Source organism: Pseudactinotalea suaedae, from assembly GCF_009733815.1.
GTDB lineage: Bacteria > Actinomycetota > Actinomycetes > Actinomycetales > Beutenbergiaceae > Pseudactinotalea > Pseudactinotalea suaedae.
Genome location: NZ_WNXY01000012.1, coordinates 51,458 through 65,838, shown reverse-complemented (window position 1 = coordinate 65,838; position 14,381 = coordinate 51,458). Strand labels below are relative to the sequence as shown.

Here is a 14,381-nt window from a genome sequence, read left to right as displayed (position 1 = left end):
GAGGTCTCCTCTCGTGGGTGCATCACTTGATGCCGGTGGTGGCGATGCCCTCGATGAAGCGGCGCTGGAAGATCATGAAGATCACCAGCACGGGCACCACCACGAGCGTCGCCCCGGCCAGCAGGAAGCCGTAGTCGGTGACGTTCTGGCCGGTGGAGTACAGGGCCAGCGCGACCGGCAACGTGTACATCTCCTCGCGCTGCGCCACCACCAGCGGCCACAGGAAGTTGTTCCAGCTGCTCAGGAAGGTGAGGATGCCCAGCGTCGCCAGGGCGGGCCCGAGCAGCGGCAGGATCACCTGGGCGAAGATCCGGATCTCTCCGGCGCCGTCGACCCGGGCGGCCTGCACCAGGTCCGGGGGCAGCCGAAGCACGAACTGCCGCATCAGGAACACCCCGAACGGCGACACCAGGAACGGGACGATCAGCCCGAGCAGGTTGTTGGCCAGGCCGGCGTTGACGACGAGCACGAAGAGCGGCACGAACGTGACCAGGCCGGGGATCATCAACGTGCCCATGATCACGGCGAACAGGGCGTTCTTGCCGCGGAACTCCAGCATGCCGAGCACGTAGCCGACCATCGAGCAGAACAGCAGGTTGCCGGCGGTCACCACCACCGCGACGATCGTGGAGTTGAGGAAGTACGTGCCGAAGTTCAGCCCGCTGAGCAGCTGGCTGTAGTTCTCCCACGTCACCTGCTCCGGCAGCCAGGTCGGCGGCACCGAGCGCAGCTCGCCGTTGGACTTGACGCTGCCGAGCACCATCCAGACGAAGGGCGTCACCACCAGCAGCAACGCCACGCTCATGATCAGGTAGAGCCACCACCGGCGCCGGAGCGTCGGTTCGGCGTTCCACGAGCCCGCCATGTCAGTCACGCTCCCTGAGCAGTCGGAACTGCAGCACGGTGACCGCGGCGATGACCACGAAGATCAGGTAGCTGATCGCCGAGGCGTAGCCGTAGTTCCCGAAGCTGAACTCCTCGTAGGTGAACAGCGAGGCCGAGAGCGTGCTGCTCAGCGGGCCACCGCCGTCGGTCATGACGAACGGCTCCTCGAAGAACTGCAGGTAGCCGATCATCGTGGTGACCGAGATGAACAGGATCGTGGGGCGCAGCTGCGGCACCGTGATCGACCAGAAGCGCTGCCAGGCGTTGGCCCCGTCCAGCGCTGCGGCCTCCTGCAGCGACGCAGGGACGCCCTGCAGGCCGGCCAGGAAGATGATCATCGCCGTGCCGAAGTTGCGCCACACCGCCATGGCGATCAGCGACGGCATCGCCCAGGTCGTCGAGCCCAGCCAGTTCGGTCCGGTGATCCCCACCCACGACAGGACCTCGTTGACGAGGCCGTAGTCCGGGTGGAGCAGGAACCGCCACACCACCGCGACCGCCACGATCGAGGTGATCACCGGTGCGTAGAAGCCGAGCCGGAAGAAGCTCCGCAACCGGCCGATGCCCTTGTTGAGCGCGACCGCCGCGGCGAGCGCCACCACGAGGGTCAGCGGCAGCCCGACCAGCACGAAGTAGAAGGTGTTGGCGGCCGCCTTGCGGAACCGTTCGTCAGCGAGCGCCTGCGCGAAGTTCTCCAGCCCGACGAAGTCGACCGCGAACGGGCTCCGCAGATCGCGCCGGGTGGCGTCGGTGAAGGCGAGGAAGACCGACTGGAACACCGGCCAGGCCGTGAACACCAGGAACAGCAGCAGGAACGGTATCGAGAGCAACCAGGCCGCCCTGGCCTGCCGGGTCCGGCCCGCCGACCTGCGGCGGGCCGGGACCGCGGCACGCCGCGGCGGTGCCGGTGTGGCACTCATGTGAGGTCAGCCCTGTCCGGTGCCGAGCTCGTCGGCGGTCTCCTGCACGGCGGCGAGCGAGGAGGCCGGGTCGGCGCCCGCCTTCGCGATCTTCTCCATCTCGCCGTCGAAGGCCGCGGAGACCTGGGTCCAGCTGGGGTAGCTGGCCGGCGCGAGCGCCGTCTCCAGCTGGACGCCGAACGCCGCCAGCTTCGGGTCGTCGCTCAGCGCCGGGTCGTCCCAGGCGCTCTGGATCGCCGGCAGGTCGGAGGTCTGGCCGTACCACTCGACCTGCGTGGCGGGGTCGCTCAGGTACTGCACCCAGCTCCAGGCGAGGTCGCGGTTCTCGCTCGTGGTGAAGACGCCGAGGTTCGCGCCACCCACGAAGGAGTGCGACGTCGAGCCGTCCGGTGAGGGGATCGGGGCCACGTCGTAGAGCTCGGCGAAGCCCTCACCGCCCAGGTCCTCGACGAGCGACATCATCCACGGGCCCGAGATGAACATCGGGATCCGCCCGGAGGTGAAGTCGGCCTCGGTCTGGCCCTCCGGCGGGTTGGGGTCGCTGATGCCGTCGGTGAAGAAGCTCTGGAAGTACTCGACGGCGCTGAGCACCTCGGGGGAGTCGAAGTGGAAGCCCTCGGCGTCGTCGGTCTCGGCGCCGGCGGACCAGGCGAGCGGCAGCACCTGCTGCCACGAACCCTCGCCACCGGGCTGGAGGTTGATGCCCCACTCGACGTCGGGCTGCCCCTGCATCGCGACCGCCATCTCCTGGAAGCCCTCCCAGTCGGTCGGGACCTCCGGGTACCCGGCGGCCTCGGCGATGTCGGTGCGGTAGTAGACCATCCGGGTCTCGACGTACCAGGGCACCCCGTAGGCGACGTCGTCGACCATGGTGGTGCCGACGGCGCCCTCGAAGAAGCCGCTGGTGTCGAAGGACTCCGGCAGCGGCTCGAGCGCACCCTGACCGGCGAAGTCGCCGCTCCAGGTGCTGCCGATCATCGCCACGTCGGGGGTGGTGCCGGCGGTGATCGCGTTGGCGAACTTGTCGTAGGCGGCGTCCCACGGGATCGCGGTGATGTTGACGGTCGTGCCCGGGTTGTCAGCCATGAAGGCGTCCGCCAGCGCCGGGAGCTTTTCGCCCTCGGCACCCATCGCCCACATCTCGATCTCGCCCTGCAGGTCGTCGCTCGAGAACTCCTCGGCGTCGGTCTCGCCCGTACCTTCCGGGGTGTCGCTGCGACCGCAGGCGGTCAGGCTCAGTGCGGCGGCGAGCCCGAGGGCCACCACCAGCCGCGTTCGGCGCGTGCTCATCTGTGCTCCTGTTCCTTGGAGGGATCGCTCGTGCATCCGCACGAGCGTCGATAGATCACGGACGTCATGAGGCGGTCCGGCGCCGGCCCGGGAGGCAGCTGCCCGGCGCGGAAGGCGGCGATGTGCTCGCGCAGCCGCCGCGCAGCGGTCGCGCCGAGATCGGCGACCGGCTGCCGCACGGTGGTCAACGAGGGCTGGACGTAGCGCGCGGCCATCACGTCGTCCCACCCGACCACCGCGACGTCTCCCGGGACGTCGCAGCCGCGTGCGGTGAGGGTGACGATGACGCCGAGCGCGAGCTCGTCGTTGGCGCACACGAGGCCGTCGGCATCGAGCTCGCCGGCGAGCAGCCGTTCGGCCACCTCCACACCGGCGGCCTCGCTGGGCTCCACCCGGACCGGCTCGGGCGCGTGCGGCTGCAGCGCCTCGCAGAAGCCCCGGTAGCGCGCCTGGATGTCCTCGGCGAGGTCGGGGTCACCGACGAACACGAGCCGGTTGCGACCGTGCTCGACCAGGTGCTGCGTCAGCTCGCGCGAGCTGTCGAGGTTGCGGGTACCGATGACCTCCAGGCCCTGGCCGGCGCCACCCGTCAGCCCGAGGACCGGGACCAGCTCGCGGATGGCCGCGAGGGCGGCGCGGGGCAGCGCGGAGGCACCCATCACGACGATGCCGTCCACGCTGCCGGCGATCCTGAGCACCTTGGCCGCGAGGTCGTCCCCGCCGGCCAGCGCGAGCACCACCGCGTCGCCGCCGGTGGCGGCCTCGCGCTCGTACCCGAGCAGCAGGTCGGAGTAGTAGGGGCCGACCAGCTCGGGCAGCACGAGCCCGTGCGCGCGGTGGGCGTCGGCGGCGAGCGAGCGGGCGGCGCCGTGCGGGACGTAGCCGAGGGCGTCGATCGCCTCGAGCACCCGCAGCCGGGTGGCCTCGGAGACCTTCTCCGGCGCCGCCAGCGCGCGCGAGACGGTCGCCACCGACACCTGGGCGCGATCGGCCACCGTGTACACGGTGGGGCGGGCGGCTCGGCCCATGCGATGCTCCGTCGGACGTCGATGTCTCGCTGCTGACCGGTCGTCGGTCGGCGTGGATGTCGGCAGTTGCTGATGTATGCGCTTACATTCGATGTTAGCGCACCGCGTCGTCGTCGACAAGGCCCTGGTGTGGGGCCGACCTCAGGCCGCCGGTCGACTCATGCCTGCGGCAGCCGGACCATGCCTTCCTGGCCGATGGTGGCGACGAGTCGTCCGTCGCGGGAGAAGACGCGGGCGAGACCCAGACCCCGGCCGCCCTGCGCCGTTGGCGAGTCCTGCACGTAGAGCAGCCAGTCGCCGAGGTCGACGTCGCGGTGCCACCACATCGCGTGGTCCAACGACGCGATGCTGACCCCCTTGCTGCGCCAGTAGACGCCGTGCGCCCGCAGCACCGGCTCCAGCATCACCTGGTCGCAGGCGAAGGCCAGCAGCGCCCGCTGCTCGGGCTGACCACCAGGGACAGGGCCGCGGGCACGCATCCACAGCGCCTGCGTGGGCTCGGGCTCCGGCGCCGGGGCGACGAACAGGGCGCTGCCGGTGTGCCGGATGTCGAAGGCGCCGTTGCGGTAGAAGAACTTGGCCACCGGGTGGTCGAGCGAGTCGAACAGCGCCACGGAGCTGGGCAGGTCCTCGGGCGCCGGGACGACGGGCATCGGCTCGGTGTGCTCGATGCCCTCCTGGACCTCCTGGAAGGAGGCGATCATCGACAGGATCGGTCGCCCCTCCTGCAGCGCGTGCGTGCGTCGGGCGCTGAAGGAGCCGCCGTCACGCAGCCGCTCGACGGCGAACGTGATCGGTGCCTCCAGGTCGCCGGGGCGCAGGAAGTAGCCGTGCAGGGAGTGGATCAGCCGCTGGGCGAGCTCGCCCTCGAGGGTGCGCTGGGCGGCGATGATCGCCTGCGCCAGCACCTGGCCGCCGTAGACCCGACCGTGCAGCTGGGGCAACGAGCCACCGACGAAGGTGTCCGGCCCGGACTCGGCGAGGTCCAGCACCTCGAGCACCGCGTCGAGCGGGCGGGGCTCCTCGGCGGCGCTCACGCCGGGTCCTGGGGGATGTTGAGCATCGCGTGCGCGGCGCGCTCGAGGTAGTCCCACAGGGTCGCCTCGTGCAGCGGGGCCAGGCGGGCCTCCTTGACGGCGGTCCGCATGTGCTGCAGCCACCGGTCACGCGCGGCCGGGCCGATCGGGAACGGTGCGTGACGCATCCGCAACCGCGGGTGCCCACGCTGGTCGGAGTAGGTGGTGGGACCGCCCCAGTACTGCACGAGGAACATCCGGAGCCGGTCCTCCGCCGGTCCGAGGTCCTCCTCGGGGTACATCGGGCGCATCAGGTCGTCGGTCGCCACGAGCTCGTAGAAGCGGTGCACGATCGCGCGGATCGTCGGTTCACCGCCGACGGCCTCGTAGAACGAGCCGGGCTGCTCGGGCGCAGCCGACCGTGAGCGGAGCGGGATTCCCGGCCGAGGAGCTGAAGCGGTCACCCAGCAAGGGTAAGAGACCGTGGCACCCGCACTCACGATTGCTGCGCGAACGCGTCGTCGTCGAGATGGGCGAGGGGGGCGGAGGGTGTGCAGACGTGCGGTGAAAGCGGGGCCAGAACCAGGGAACGTCGCAGGGTGCAGCGTATGCTGAGCGGGCGCCCCTCAGCTGGGCGGACCGACGACGAAGGAGCGGGTGTGGGCAAGGCCGAGGAGATCCTGTCGGCGTTGGGCGGCAACGAGAACGTCGTCGACCTGGAGCCCTGCATCACGCGGCTGCGCGTCGAGGTCTCGGACCCCGCCCTCGTCGACGACGAGACGCTGCGCAGCCACGGCGCGTTCGGCGTCGTCCGCTCGGGACGCGTCGTGCAGGTGGTGGTCGGCCCCGAGGCCGACGACCTCGCCGCGGCGATGGACAAGCTCCGCAGCTCCTAGAGGGTTTCAGAGGAGCCCTCGCGGGCTTCAGACGAGCTGGATGCCCTGCTCGGCGAACGCCGTCGTGAGGCGGCGCCGCATGGCGCTGGCCACGCGCCACTGCTGACCGGGCCGCGTCCGCACCGCCCACCGCAGCGTGATGCCGGCGCCCGAGATCTCCTCCACGCGCACCTCTGCGTCGTCGAGGATCGCGTCCGAATAGCTCTCCTCCGCGCGCAGCTGGGTGGTCACGCGGGTCATCACGTCCCGGGTCTCGGCGATGTCGGTGCCCGGCACCACCTGCACCTGCGCGACCGCGTGCGACCAGCCCTGCGACTCGTTGGCGACCCGCATCACCTCGCCGTTGCGGATGTGCCAGACCCGGCCGTCGTCGTCGCGCACCGTGGTGATCCGCAGCGTGACCTGCTCCACGGTCCCGGCGGCCATCACGGCACCGGTCGACCCCAGCTCGACACGGTCGCCCACGCCGTACTGGTCCTCGACGAGCATGAAGACACCGCTGATGATGTCGCGCACCAGGGACTGGGCGCCGAACGCCACCGCCACACCGACCACGCCCGCGGAGGCCAGCAGCGGCGCCACCTGGACACCGAGCTCGGCCAGGATCATCAGCAGCGCCACCGATCCGATGACGATCGCGATCGTCGAGTTCAGCACCGACTGGAAGGTCTGCAGGCGCTGGCCCATGCGTTGCGGCTGGCCGAGCACGATCTTGGCGCTGTTGCTCACCCCCAGCTGGCGGGCCGGCAGCCTCCCCAGGCGGCGTATCACCCGCGCGACCACGAACCGCAGCACCACGGTGAGCACGATCGCGACGAGGAGGATGACAAGGATGCGGAGCAGGTTGTCGGCGGTGATGGACACGGCTGCCAGCGTAATGACCGCGATCGGTGGCGCCGTCGCGGGCACGGCGTCCACGCAACCAGTCACGCTCTGGCAAGATCGAAGGACTCCCCGGTGGGCGGGGAGCAGCAACCAGAGAGCACCCGTTGCCGTGAGCGAGACACCAGAGCAGGCCGAGGGCCACTCCGAGCCGGTCGGTCATGACTTGCGCGCCCTCGCGCGCGCCCACGGGGTCGCCACCGAGTACTGGGACATCGACGGCACCCGGCAGCAGGTCTCGGCCGGCACCATCCGCGGCGTCCTCGCCGCTCTCGACGTGCCGGCGGAGACCCCCGAGCAGATCGAGCGCAGCCTTGTCGACGCCGATCTCGCGCCGTGGCGCCAGATGCTGCCCCCGAGCGTGATCGTCACCCAGGGTGTGGTCTCCAAGGTTCCGGTGCACGTCACCGACGGCACCGCCGTCGACCTGGTCGTCGACCTCGAGGAGGGCGGCGAGGTCGCCCTGGAGCAGCTCGACGAGTGGACGCCGGCTCACGAGGTCGATGGCCGCACGGTCGGTCGCGCCACCTTCGAGGTGCCGCGCACGCTGCCGCTCGGCTGGCACACGCTGCGCGCGACCAGCCCCGAGGGTGTCGCCACCGCGCCGCTCGCGGTGACTCCGGCGCGACTGGAGCTGCCCGAGCTGCGCCCCGAGCTCGGCAACCGGTGCTGGGGGCTGATGACCCAGCTCTACTCGGTGCGGTCGGAACGGTCGTGGGGGTTCGGGGACTTCGCCGACCTGGCCGAGCTGACGACGACCGGTGGCGAGCTGGGAGCCGACTTCCTGCTCATCAACCCGCTGCACGCGGCGGAGCCCACCACGCCGATCACGCCCTCGCCGTACCTCCCCGCCACCCGCCGCTTCGTCAACCCGCTCTACATCCGCCCCGAGGAGATCACCGAGATCGGGTACCTGCCCACCAGCCAGCGCACCCTGGTGGAGTGGGCGTTCGACGGCGTGTCCCCGGCGAACTCCGATCCGGGCCCGATCGATCGGGACGCGGTCTGGGACGCCAAGCGTCCCGCTCTGGAGACGATCTTCGCCGCCGGGCGCTCCCGGTCGCGGCAGCGTGAGCTCGACGCGTTCCGGCGCGAGCAGGGCGAGGGGCTCGAGGACTTTGCGCTGTGGTGCGCGGTGCACGAGCGCTACGACGAGCGCGACTGGCCGCTCACCGTCGAGAACGCCACCCCCGGCACCATCGCCGCGCTGCGCCGCGAGCTCGCCGACCGCATCGACTTCCACGTGTGGCTGCAGTGGGTCGCGGACGCCCAGCTCGGCCGGGCGCAGCAGGCCGCCCGCGACAACGGGATGCGGCTGGGCATCATGCACGACCTCGCGGTCGGCGTGCACCCCGAGGGGGCCGACGCGTGGTCGCTGCGGGACGTGCTCGCTCGCGGCATCTCCGTGGGCGCACCGCCGGACTTCTACAACCAGCAGGGTCAGGACTGGAGCCAGCCGCCGCTGCGGCCGGACGCGCTGGCCGCCTCGGGCTACGCGCCGGTCCGTGACATGGTCCGGACCGTGCTGCGCCACGCCGGCGCGCTGCGGGTGGACCACATCATCGGCTTCTTCCGGCTCTGGTGGATCCCGCAGGGTGCGAGCCCCTCCGAGGGCACCTACGTCCGGTACGACCACGACGCGATGATCGGCGTGCTCGCGCTCGAGGCGCACCGCGCGGGGGCGGTCGTCATCGGGGAGGACCTCGGCACGGTGGAGCCCTGGGTCCGGGAGTACCTCGAGCGCCGCGGCATCCTCGGCACCTCGGTGCTCTGGTTCGAGAACACCGAGGACGGCCAGCCGCGCCCGCCCGAGGAGTACCGCAGGCTCGTGCTCGCCACCGTGACCACCCATGACCTGCCACCCACCGCCGGCTACCTGGCGGAGGAGCACGTCGACCTGCGCAACCGGCTGGGCCTGCTGACCGAGCCGGTCGCCCAGGTGCGGCTGGAGGCGAGGATCCAGCGGGAGCGGATGCTCGCCGCGCTCGCCTCCCGGGGCCTGCTGCCGGACGACCCCACCGAGCGCCAGACCGTCGAGGCGCTGCACGCGTTCATCGCGCAGACACCCTCGGCGCTCGTCGGTGTCTCGCTGGCCGACGCGGTGGGGGAGCGGCGCACCCAGAACCAGCCGGGCACCGACACCGAGTACCCGAACTGGAAGATCCCGCTGGCCGACGGCGGGGAGCGGTGCGTGCTCGTGTCCGACCTTCCCGACAACGCCCGCCTGGGCTCGCTCGTCACCACGCTCGTGAGGGAGCTACGCGCCGATGCCTGAGAAGAACGTGGACGTGCTCGCCCCCTCCAGCGGTCGGGTGATCCCGCTCGCCGAGGTCCCCGACCCCGTGTTCGCGGCCGCCATGGTCGGGCCGGGTGCCGCGATCGCCCCCGATCTCGGGGTCGCCCCCGTGGTCGAGGCGTTCGCGCCGGTCAGCGGTGTGGTCGCCGCGATGCACCCGCACGCGTTCGTCATCGCGGGTCCCGGCGGCGGTGAGCGCGGAATCCTCGTCCACCTCGGGATCGACACGGTCCAGCTCAAGGGCGCCGGCTTCGAGCTGCTGGTCGCGCAGGGCGACGAGGTGGTCGCGGGCCAGCCGTTGGTGCGCTGGTCCCCGGACGACGTGGTGGTCCGCGGCATGAGCTCCTTCGTCGCCGTCATCGCGCTCGCGGCCGATCCGGATCAGCTCACCGTGACCGACACCGAGCGCGTCGACCCCGGGGACCTGCTGTTCACCTGGCTCCACTGAGTCGCTGTCGATCTCGGCCGGGCTCGCTCGTCATGAAGGCATGAGTGGTCGGACCGACCGGCCGAGCGCAGAACGGAGCACGACCATGGCGGAGTTCGCCGTCTTCATGTACCGCCCGAACGATGCCGAGGCGGGCGGCCACGCGGCCCTCGCCGAGCACGACGCCTACGCGCAGGAGATGACCGAGGCCGGCCAGATGACGTTCGGAAGGCCTCTGGCAGGCCCGACGGCGTCGGTGTCGTTGCGTCCGGACGGCCAGACCGACGGCCCCTACCTCGAGACGGCGGAGTCGGTCGTCGGCTTCTACGTGGTGCAGGCCGACGACCTCGAGGCCGCGCTCGCGATCGCGCGCCGCAACCCGGTCCTGCGCCAGGGCGGCGGCGTGGAGGTCCGACCCGTCGGCTGAGACGACTAACCTCGACGGCGATGCCTGGCACCCTCGACGACGTCACCTGGCCGCTGCGGACCTCTCGGCTGACGATCAGGCGAGCCACGCCGTCGGACGCGGAGGCAGTCTGGGCCTACCGCAGCCTGGAGCAGGTCTCCCGCTACATGACCACGCTGCCCGGCGAGCTCGCGACCTTCCGCGAGGCCTTCGCCGAGCCGGACCGTCTCGGCGTCACGCTGATCGTCGAGCGCGACGGTCAGATCATCGGCGACCTGATGATGCGCATCTCCGACGCCTGGTCGCAGCGGGAGATCGCGGAGCAGGCCAGGGGTGTGCAGGCCGAGATCGGGTGGGCGTTCGACGCCCGGCACCACGGTCACGGATACGCCACCGAGGCCGCGCGCGAGCTGCTGCGGCTCAGCTTCGAGACGCTCGGGCTGCACCGCGTCGAGGCGCTGTGCTTCGCCGTCAACGAGCCGTCGTGGCGGTTGATGGAGCGCACCGGCATGCGCCGCGAGATCCACTCGGTCGCCGAGTCGCTCCACCGCTCGGGTGAGTGGATGGACGGCCTCGGCTACGCCATGCTCGACCGGGAGTGGCGCGGCGCCTGAGCGCTGCGGCAGACGCGGTGCGCTGCCCTGCCCGGCGCGCCGGGCAGGGCAGCTCGCGGTCAGGCTCCCGCGGTGCGGTCCACCTGCTGCGCGGCGAGCGCGCGGCGCGTGGCGTCACGGTTCTCGACGACGATCCGGCGCAGGGCCGGGATGCGGTCGGCGAGCGCCTGGAGGAACTCGTCGGTGCGCGCGATGACGTCGACCCCGTAGGTGTTGTCGATGTCGGCGAGGTGGCTCGGGTAGAGGCCGCCGACGATGTTCTGCGCGATCTCGTTGGTCCGGTGGTCCCAGACCTTCTCGATCGAGTCGAAGTACGGCTCGACGAACGGCACCAGCAGCTCGCGGTCGCGGGAGCGGCTGAACCCGCTGATCACGGCCGCCTGGACGGCGTTGGGCAGCTTGTCGTCCTCGACGACGTCGCGCCACGCCGCCTGCTTGGCGTTCTTGCTCGGCACGGCGGCGCGTGCGCTCGCCGCAGCTCGCTGGCCCGCGGCGGTGCCGTCGCGCTCGAGCTCGGCCGCGATGTCCTCCTCCGACGCCGCGCCGGCGGCGGCCAGCCCGGTGAGCAGCTCCCACCGCAGGTCGGTGTCGACGGCCAGCCCGGGCACGAGGTCGGAGACGGTCGGGCCGTCCAGCAGCGCCCTGACCTGCGCCGTCTGCTCCTCGCTCTCGACCCTGGCCGCGAAGGCCTTGACGAACTGCAGCTGGCTGTCCGAGCCCGCCTCCGCGGCCACGGCCAGTGCCCACAACCTGCTCGCCACGCTCGCCGACAGCTCGGCACGCACCTTCGGGTCCACGTAGTAGTCGATCGTGGTGCTGAGCTGACGCAGGAGCACCATGACGACCGTGGAGTCGGACTCGGTCGCGATCGTGTTGAGGACGAGCTCGACGAACTGCCGACCGGGGGTCTCGCCGTCGCGCGTCATGTCCCACGCCGCCGAGAGCACCAGGGTGCGCGGCAGGGAGTCGGTGAAGGCGGTGATGTGCTCGGTCGCGGCCGCCAACGAGGCCGCGTCCAGGCGGACCTTCGCGTACGCGAGGTCGTCGTCGTTGACCAGCACGATGTCGGGACGGTCCACGCCCACCAGCTGGGGCACCGGGGTCGCAGCACCGGCGATGTCCAGCTCGACGTGCTGGGTACGCAGCAGCGTGCCGTCGGCCTGCACGTCGTAGCCGCCGACCGCGATGCGGTGGGGCCGCAGCGACGACATCTCCTGCGGCGTCTCCTGGCCGATCACGAAGCTCGTGATCCGGCCCTGGCTGTCGACCTCGATCTCGGGGCGCAGCAGCGTGACGCCTGCCTCCTCGAGCCAGACCTTCGACCACTCGGACAGGTCGCGACCGCTGGTGGCCTCGAGCTCGACGAGCAGGTCGCGCAGCTCGGTGTTGCCGTAGGCGTGCTTCTTGAAGTACTGCTGCACACCGGCGAGGAACGCGTCCTGGCCCACCCACGCCACGAGCTGCTTCAGCACGGAGGCGCCCTTGGCGTAGGTGATGCCGTCGAAGTTCACCTCGACGGCCTCGAGGTCCACCATGTCGGCGACGATCGGGTGGGTGGAGGGCAGCTGGTCCTGCCGGTAGGCCCAGGACTTCTCCAGCGAGGAGAAGGTGGTCCAGGCCTGCGTCCACCGCGTGGCCTCGGCCGTCGCGAGCGTCGAGGCGTACTCGGCGAACGACTCGTTCAGCCACAGGTCGTCCCACCAGCGCATCGTGACGAGGTCGCCGAACCACATGTGGGCGAGCTCGTGCAGGATCGTGACCACGCGGCGCTCGACGGTGGCCTCGGTGGGCTTGGAGCGGAACACGTAGTTCTCGACGAACGTCACGCAGCCCGCGTTCTCCATCGCGCCCGCGTTGAACTCCGGCACGAAGAGCTGGTCGTACTTGGCGTACGGGTAGGGCATGTCGAACGCCTTCTCGAAGAAGGCGAACCCGGCCGTGGTGATGTCCACGATGTTCTGGGTGTCCAGGTGCTCGGCCAGCGACGAGCGGCAGAAGACCCCGAGCGGGATCTCGCGGCCGTCGGTGCTCGTGAGCGTGCCGGTCTCGCGGTGGTAGGGCCCGGCCACGAGCGCGGTCACGTAGCAGGGAAGCACCGGGGTGGCCTCGAACGCCCAGACGGCGGTGCCCTCGCCGACGGCGGTCGGTTCCGGGGTGGGCGAGTTCGACACCACCTGCCAGTGGTCGGGCGCCGTGACGGTGAAGGTGAAGGTCGCCTTCAGGTCCGGCTGCTCGAACACCGCGAACACGCGCCGGGTGTCAGCCACCTCGAACTGGGAGTACAGGTAGACCTCGTCGTCGACCGGGTCAACGAAGCGGTGCAGACCCTCACCGGTGTTCATGTAGGCGGCCTCGGCCACGACCCGCAGCTCGTTCTCCTCGGCCAGGTTCTCGAGCTGGATGCGGGAGTCGCCGAACACCTCGGTGGGGTCGAGCGCGACGCCGTTGAGCACGACCTCGTGCACGACCGGGGCGATCAGGTCGATGAATGTCGACGCGCCTGCCTGGGCGGAGAACCGCACCACGGTGCTCGAGCCGAAGACGTCGGGGCCTCGGGTCAGGTCGAGCGCGACGTCGTAGCTGTGGGTCCGGACGATGGTGGCGCGTTCTGCCGCCTCGGCGCGGGTGAGGTTCTGTCCGGGCACGGATGGGCTCCTTGGTCAGCTGTCAGGTGTGGCTGCGATCCTGCCACGTGGAGCCTGACGCCCCTCACCCGGTCGGGCCGGGGCCACGGCGCGACAGCCCGATCCCCAGACCGCTCGCCACCAGCGCGAGCCCGACCCACACCGCGGTGGCGGGCAGGCTGACCGCCAGCACGGCCGCCGCCAGGGCGGCGCTGATCGGGGCGACGCCGGTGAGCAGCCCGGCGCGCGCGGACCCCAGTCGCTGCACCGCGCCGTACCAGAGCACGAACGCCACCGCCGTCACGGCGACCGCCAGGAAGGCGGCGGCCAGGAGGTGCGTGGTCGTCAGCCGCAGCACCGCCGTCGGGCCCTCGACGCCGACGCCGAGCGCTCCGAACGCCACGGCGGCGATCGCCGTGGCCCAGACGGAGACGCCGAGCGGGCCGTGGCGCCGCAGCACCGGCACGGCGAGCAGCGTGAAACCGGCCTCGCACACCAGCACCAGCAGCGCCCACAGCAGCCCGACGCCGTCGCTGCGTCCGAACCCGTGCACCACGGCGGCGCCCGCGGTGACGACGGCGGCGGCGACCAGCATGCGCGTCGTGGGTCGGGAGCCCTCGAGCAGCGGACCGAGGACGCCAAGGGCGATCGGGACGCTCGCGACCGCAACGGCGAGCACGGCCGGCTCGGCGTGAGCCGAGCCCTCGACCAGACCGATGTTGAAGAGCACCAGCCCGGTCGCGGCGATCCCGGTGAGCCAGGCCCACTCGCGCCCGACCGGTCGCTGCACCGCGATGCCGCGCAGCCGCGCCCAGCCGACCAGCAGGAGGCACGCCACGGCGTAGCGCGCGGCCTGGGCCGTGTGCATCGGCGCGTCGTGCAGCAGCGCGCTGACCGCGACGCTGCCACCGACGAACACCATCGCCAGGGCGCCCTGTGCTGCCGCCGCCACCGAGGTGGTGCGCGGGCGGGCACCACCATCATGCGTGTCGTCACTGATGTCACCGGTGGGGAGGTATTGCGTCCGCTCGACCATCCCACCAGGCTGGTCGGGGTTTGGACCTGGTAACAGGTCCATCGCGGTCCTACTGTTGAGG

The 14,381-nt window shown here is 71.3% G+C and carries 14 protein-coding genes; 5 read left to right on the top strand and 9 right to left on the bottom strand.

Annotation, left to right across the window (positions count from 1 at the left end; genetic code table 11):
* Positions 1–22: 22 nt before the first annotated feature.
* From GPA04_RS18565 to GPA04_RS18540, 6 genes are all read right to left on the bottom strand, one after another.
* The gene (locus GPA04_RS18565) at positions 23–865 is read right to left on the bottom strand and encodes a carbohydrate ABC transporter permease (RefSeq protein WP_156225711.1); all 843 of its coding nucleotides are present in this window, start codon (positions 863–865) and stop codon (positions 23–25) included.
* A 1-nt stretch (position 866) separates the two neighbouring features.
* A complete protein-coding gene (locus tag GPA04_RS18560; protein WP_156225710.1) occupies positions 867–1,805 on the bottom strand; it encodes a carbohydrate ABC transporter permease in 939 nt (312 codons plus the stop codon).
* Positions 1,806–1,811: 6 nt separating this feature from the next.
* Positions 1,812–3,095, bottom strand: a complete 1,284-nt coding sequence (locus tag GPA04_RS18555) for an extracellular solute-binding protein (RefSeq protein WP_156225709.1) — start codon at positions 3,093–3,095, stop codon at positions 1,812–1,814.
* Positions 3,092–4,123, bottom strand: a complete 1,032-nt coding sequence (locus GPA04_RS18550; RefSeq protein WP_156225708.1) for a LacI family DNA-binding transcriptional regulator — start codon at positions 4,121–4,123, stop codon at positions 3,092–3,094. Before GPA04_RS18550 ends, GPA04_RS18555 begins: the two co-directional genes overlap by 4 nt.
* Before the next feature lie 158 nt (positions 4,124–4,281).
* Positions 4,282–5,160, bottom strand: a complete 879-nt coding sequence (locus GPA04_RS18545) for an acyl-CoA thioesterase (protein WP_156225707.1) — start codon at positions 5,158–5,160, stop codon at positions 4,282–4,284.
* Complete coding sequence (locus tag GPA04_RS18540) at positions 5,157–5,576, bottom strand: globin (RefSeq protein ID WP_156225812.1); 420 nt, start codon at positions 5,574–5,576, stop codon at positions 5,157–5,159. The genes GPA04_RS18545 and GPA04_RS18540 overlap by 4 nt, the downstream gene beginning before the upstream one ends.
* Positions 5,577–5,747: 171 nt before the next feature.
* Here GPA04_RS18540 and GPA04_RS18535 point away from each other — a divergent pair, with 171 nt between their 5' ends.
* Positions 5,748–6,035 carry a PTS sugar transporter subunit IIB gene (locus GPA04_RS18535; protein WP_277754328.1) on the top strand — a complete coding sequence of 96 codons (288 nt, stop codon included), beginning with the start codon at positions 5,748–5,750 and terminating at the stop codon, positions 6,033–6,035.
* 27 nt (positions 6,036–6,062) lie between these two features.
* On the opposite strand, the gene GPA04_RS18530 is transcribed toward GPA04_RS18535, so the two are convergent.
* The gene (locus tag GPA04_RS18530; protein WP_156225705.1) at positions 6,063–6,899 is read right to left on the bottom strand and encodes a mechanosensitive ion channel family protein; all 837 of its coding nucleotides are present in this window, start codon (positions 6,897–6,899) and stop codon (positions 6,063–6,065) included.
* 130 nt (positions 6,900–7,029) lie between these two features.
* Between GPA04_RS18530 and malQ the strand changes: the two genes are divergently transcribed.
* The 4 genes from malQ to GPA04_RS18510 all read left to right on the top strand — a co-directional run bounded on the left by malQ (position 7,030) and on the right by GPA04_RS18510 (position 10,660).
* A complete protein-coding gene (gene malQ, locus GPA04_RS18525) occupies positions 7,030–9,192 on the top strand; it encodes a 4-alpha-glucanotransferase (protein ID WP_241680913.1) in 2,163 nt (720 codons plus the stop codon).
* On the top strand, positions 9,185–9,661 hold the full coding sequence (locus GPA04_RS18520; RefSeq protein ID WP_156225703.1) for a PTS sugar transporter subunit IIA: 477 nt from the start codon (positions 9,185–9,187) through the stop codon (positions 9,659–9,661). The genes malQ and GPA04_RS18520 overlap by 8 nt, the downstream gene beginning before the upstream one ends.
* A gap of 85 nt (positions 9,662–9,746) precedes the next feature.
* Positions 9,747–10,067 carry a YciI family protein gene (locus GPA04_RS18515; RefSeq protein ID WP_156225702.1) on the top strand — a complete coding sequence of 107 codons (321 nt, stop codon included), beginning with the start codon at positions 9,747–9,749 and terminating at the stop codon, positions 10,065–10,067.
* Between the two features lie 20 nt (positions 10,068–10,087).
* Complete coding sequence (locus GPA04_RS18510; RefSeq protein WP_156225701.1) at positions 10,088–10,660, top strand: GNAT family N-acetyltransferase; 573 nt, start codon at positions 10,088–10,090, stop codon at positions 10,658–10,660.
* A gap of 59 nt (positions 10,661–10,719) precedes the next feature.
* On the opposite strand, the gene pepN is transcribed toward GPA04_RS18510, so the two are convergent.
* The gene (gene pepN / locus GPA04_RS18505) at positions 10,720–13,305 is read right to left on the bottom strand and encodes an aminopeptidase N (protein WP_156225700.1); all 2,586 of its coding nucleotides are present in this window, start codon (positions 13,303–13,305) and stop codon (positions 10,720–10,722) included.
* Between the two features lie 64 nt (positions 13,306–13,369).
* On the bottom strand, positions 13,370–14,320 hold the full coding sequence (locus GPA04_RS18500; RefSeq protein ID WP_156225699.1) for a DMT family transporter: 951 nt from the start codon (positions 14,318–14,320) through the stop codon (positions 13,370–13,372).
* Positions 14,321–14,381: the final 61 nt, after the last annotated feature.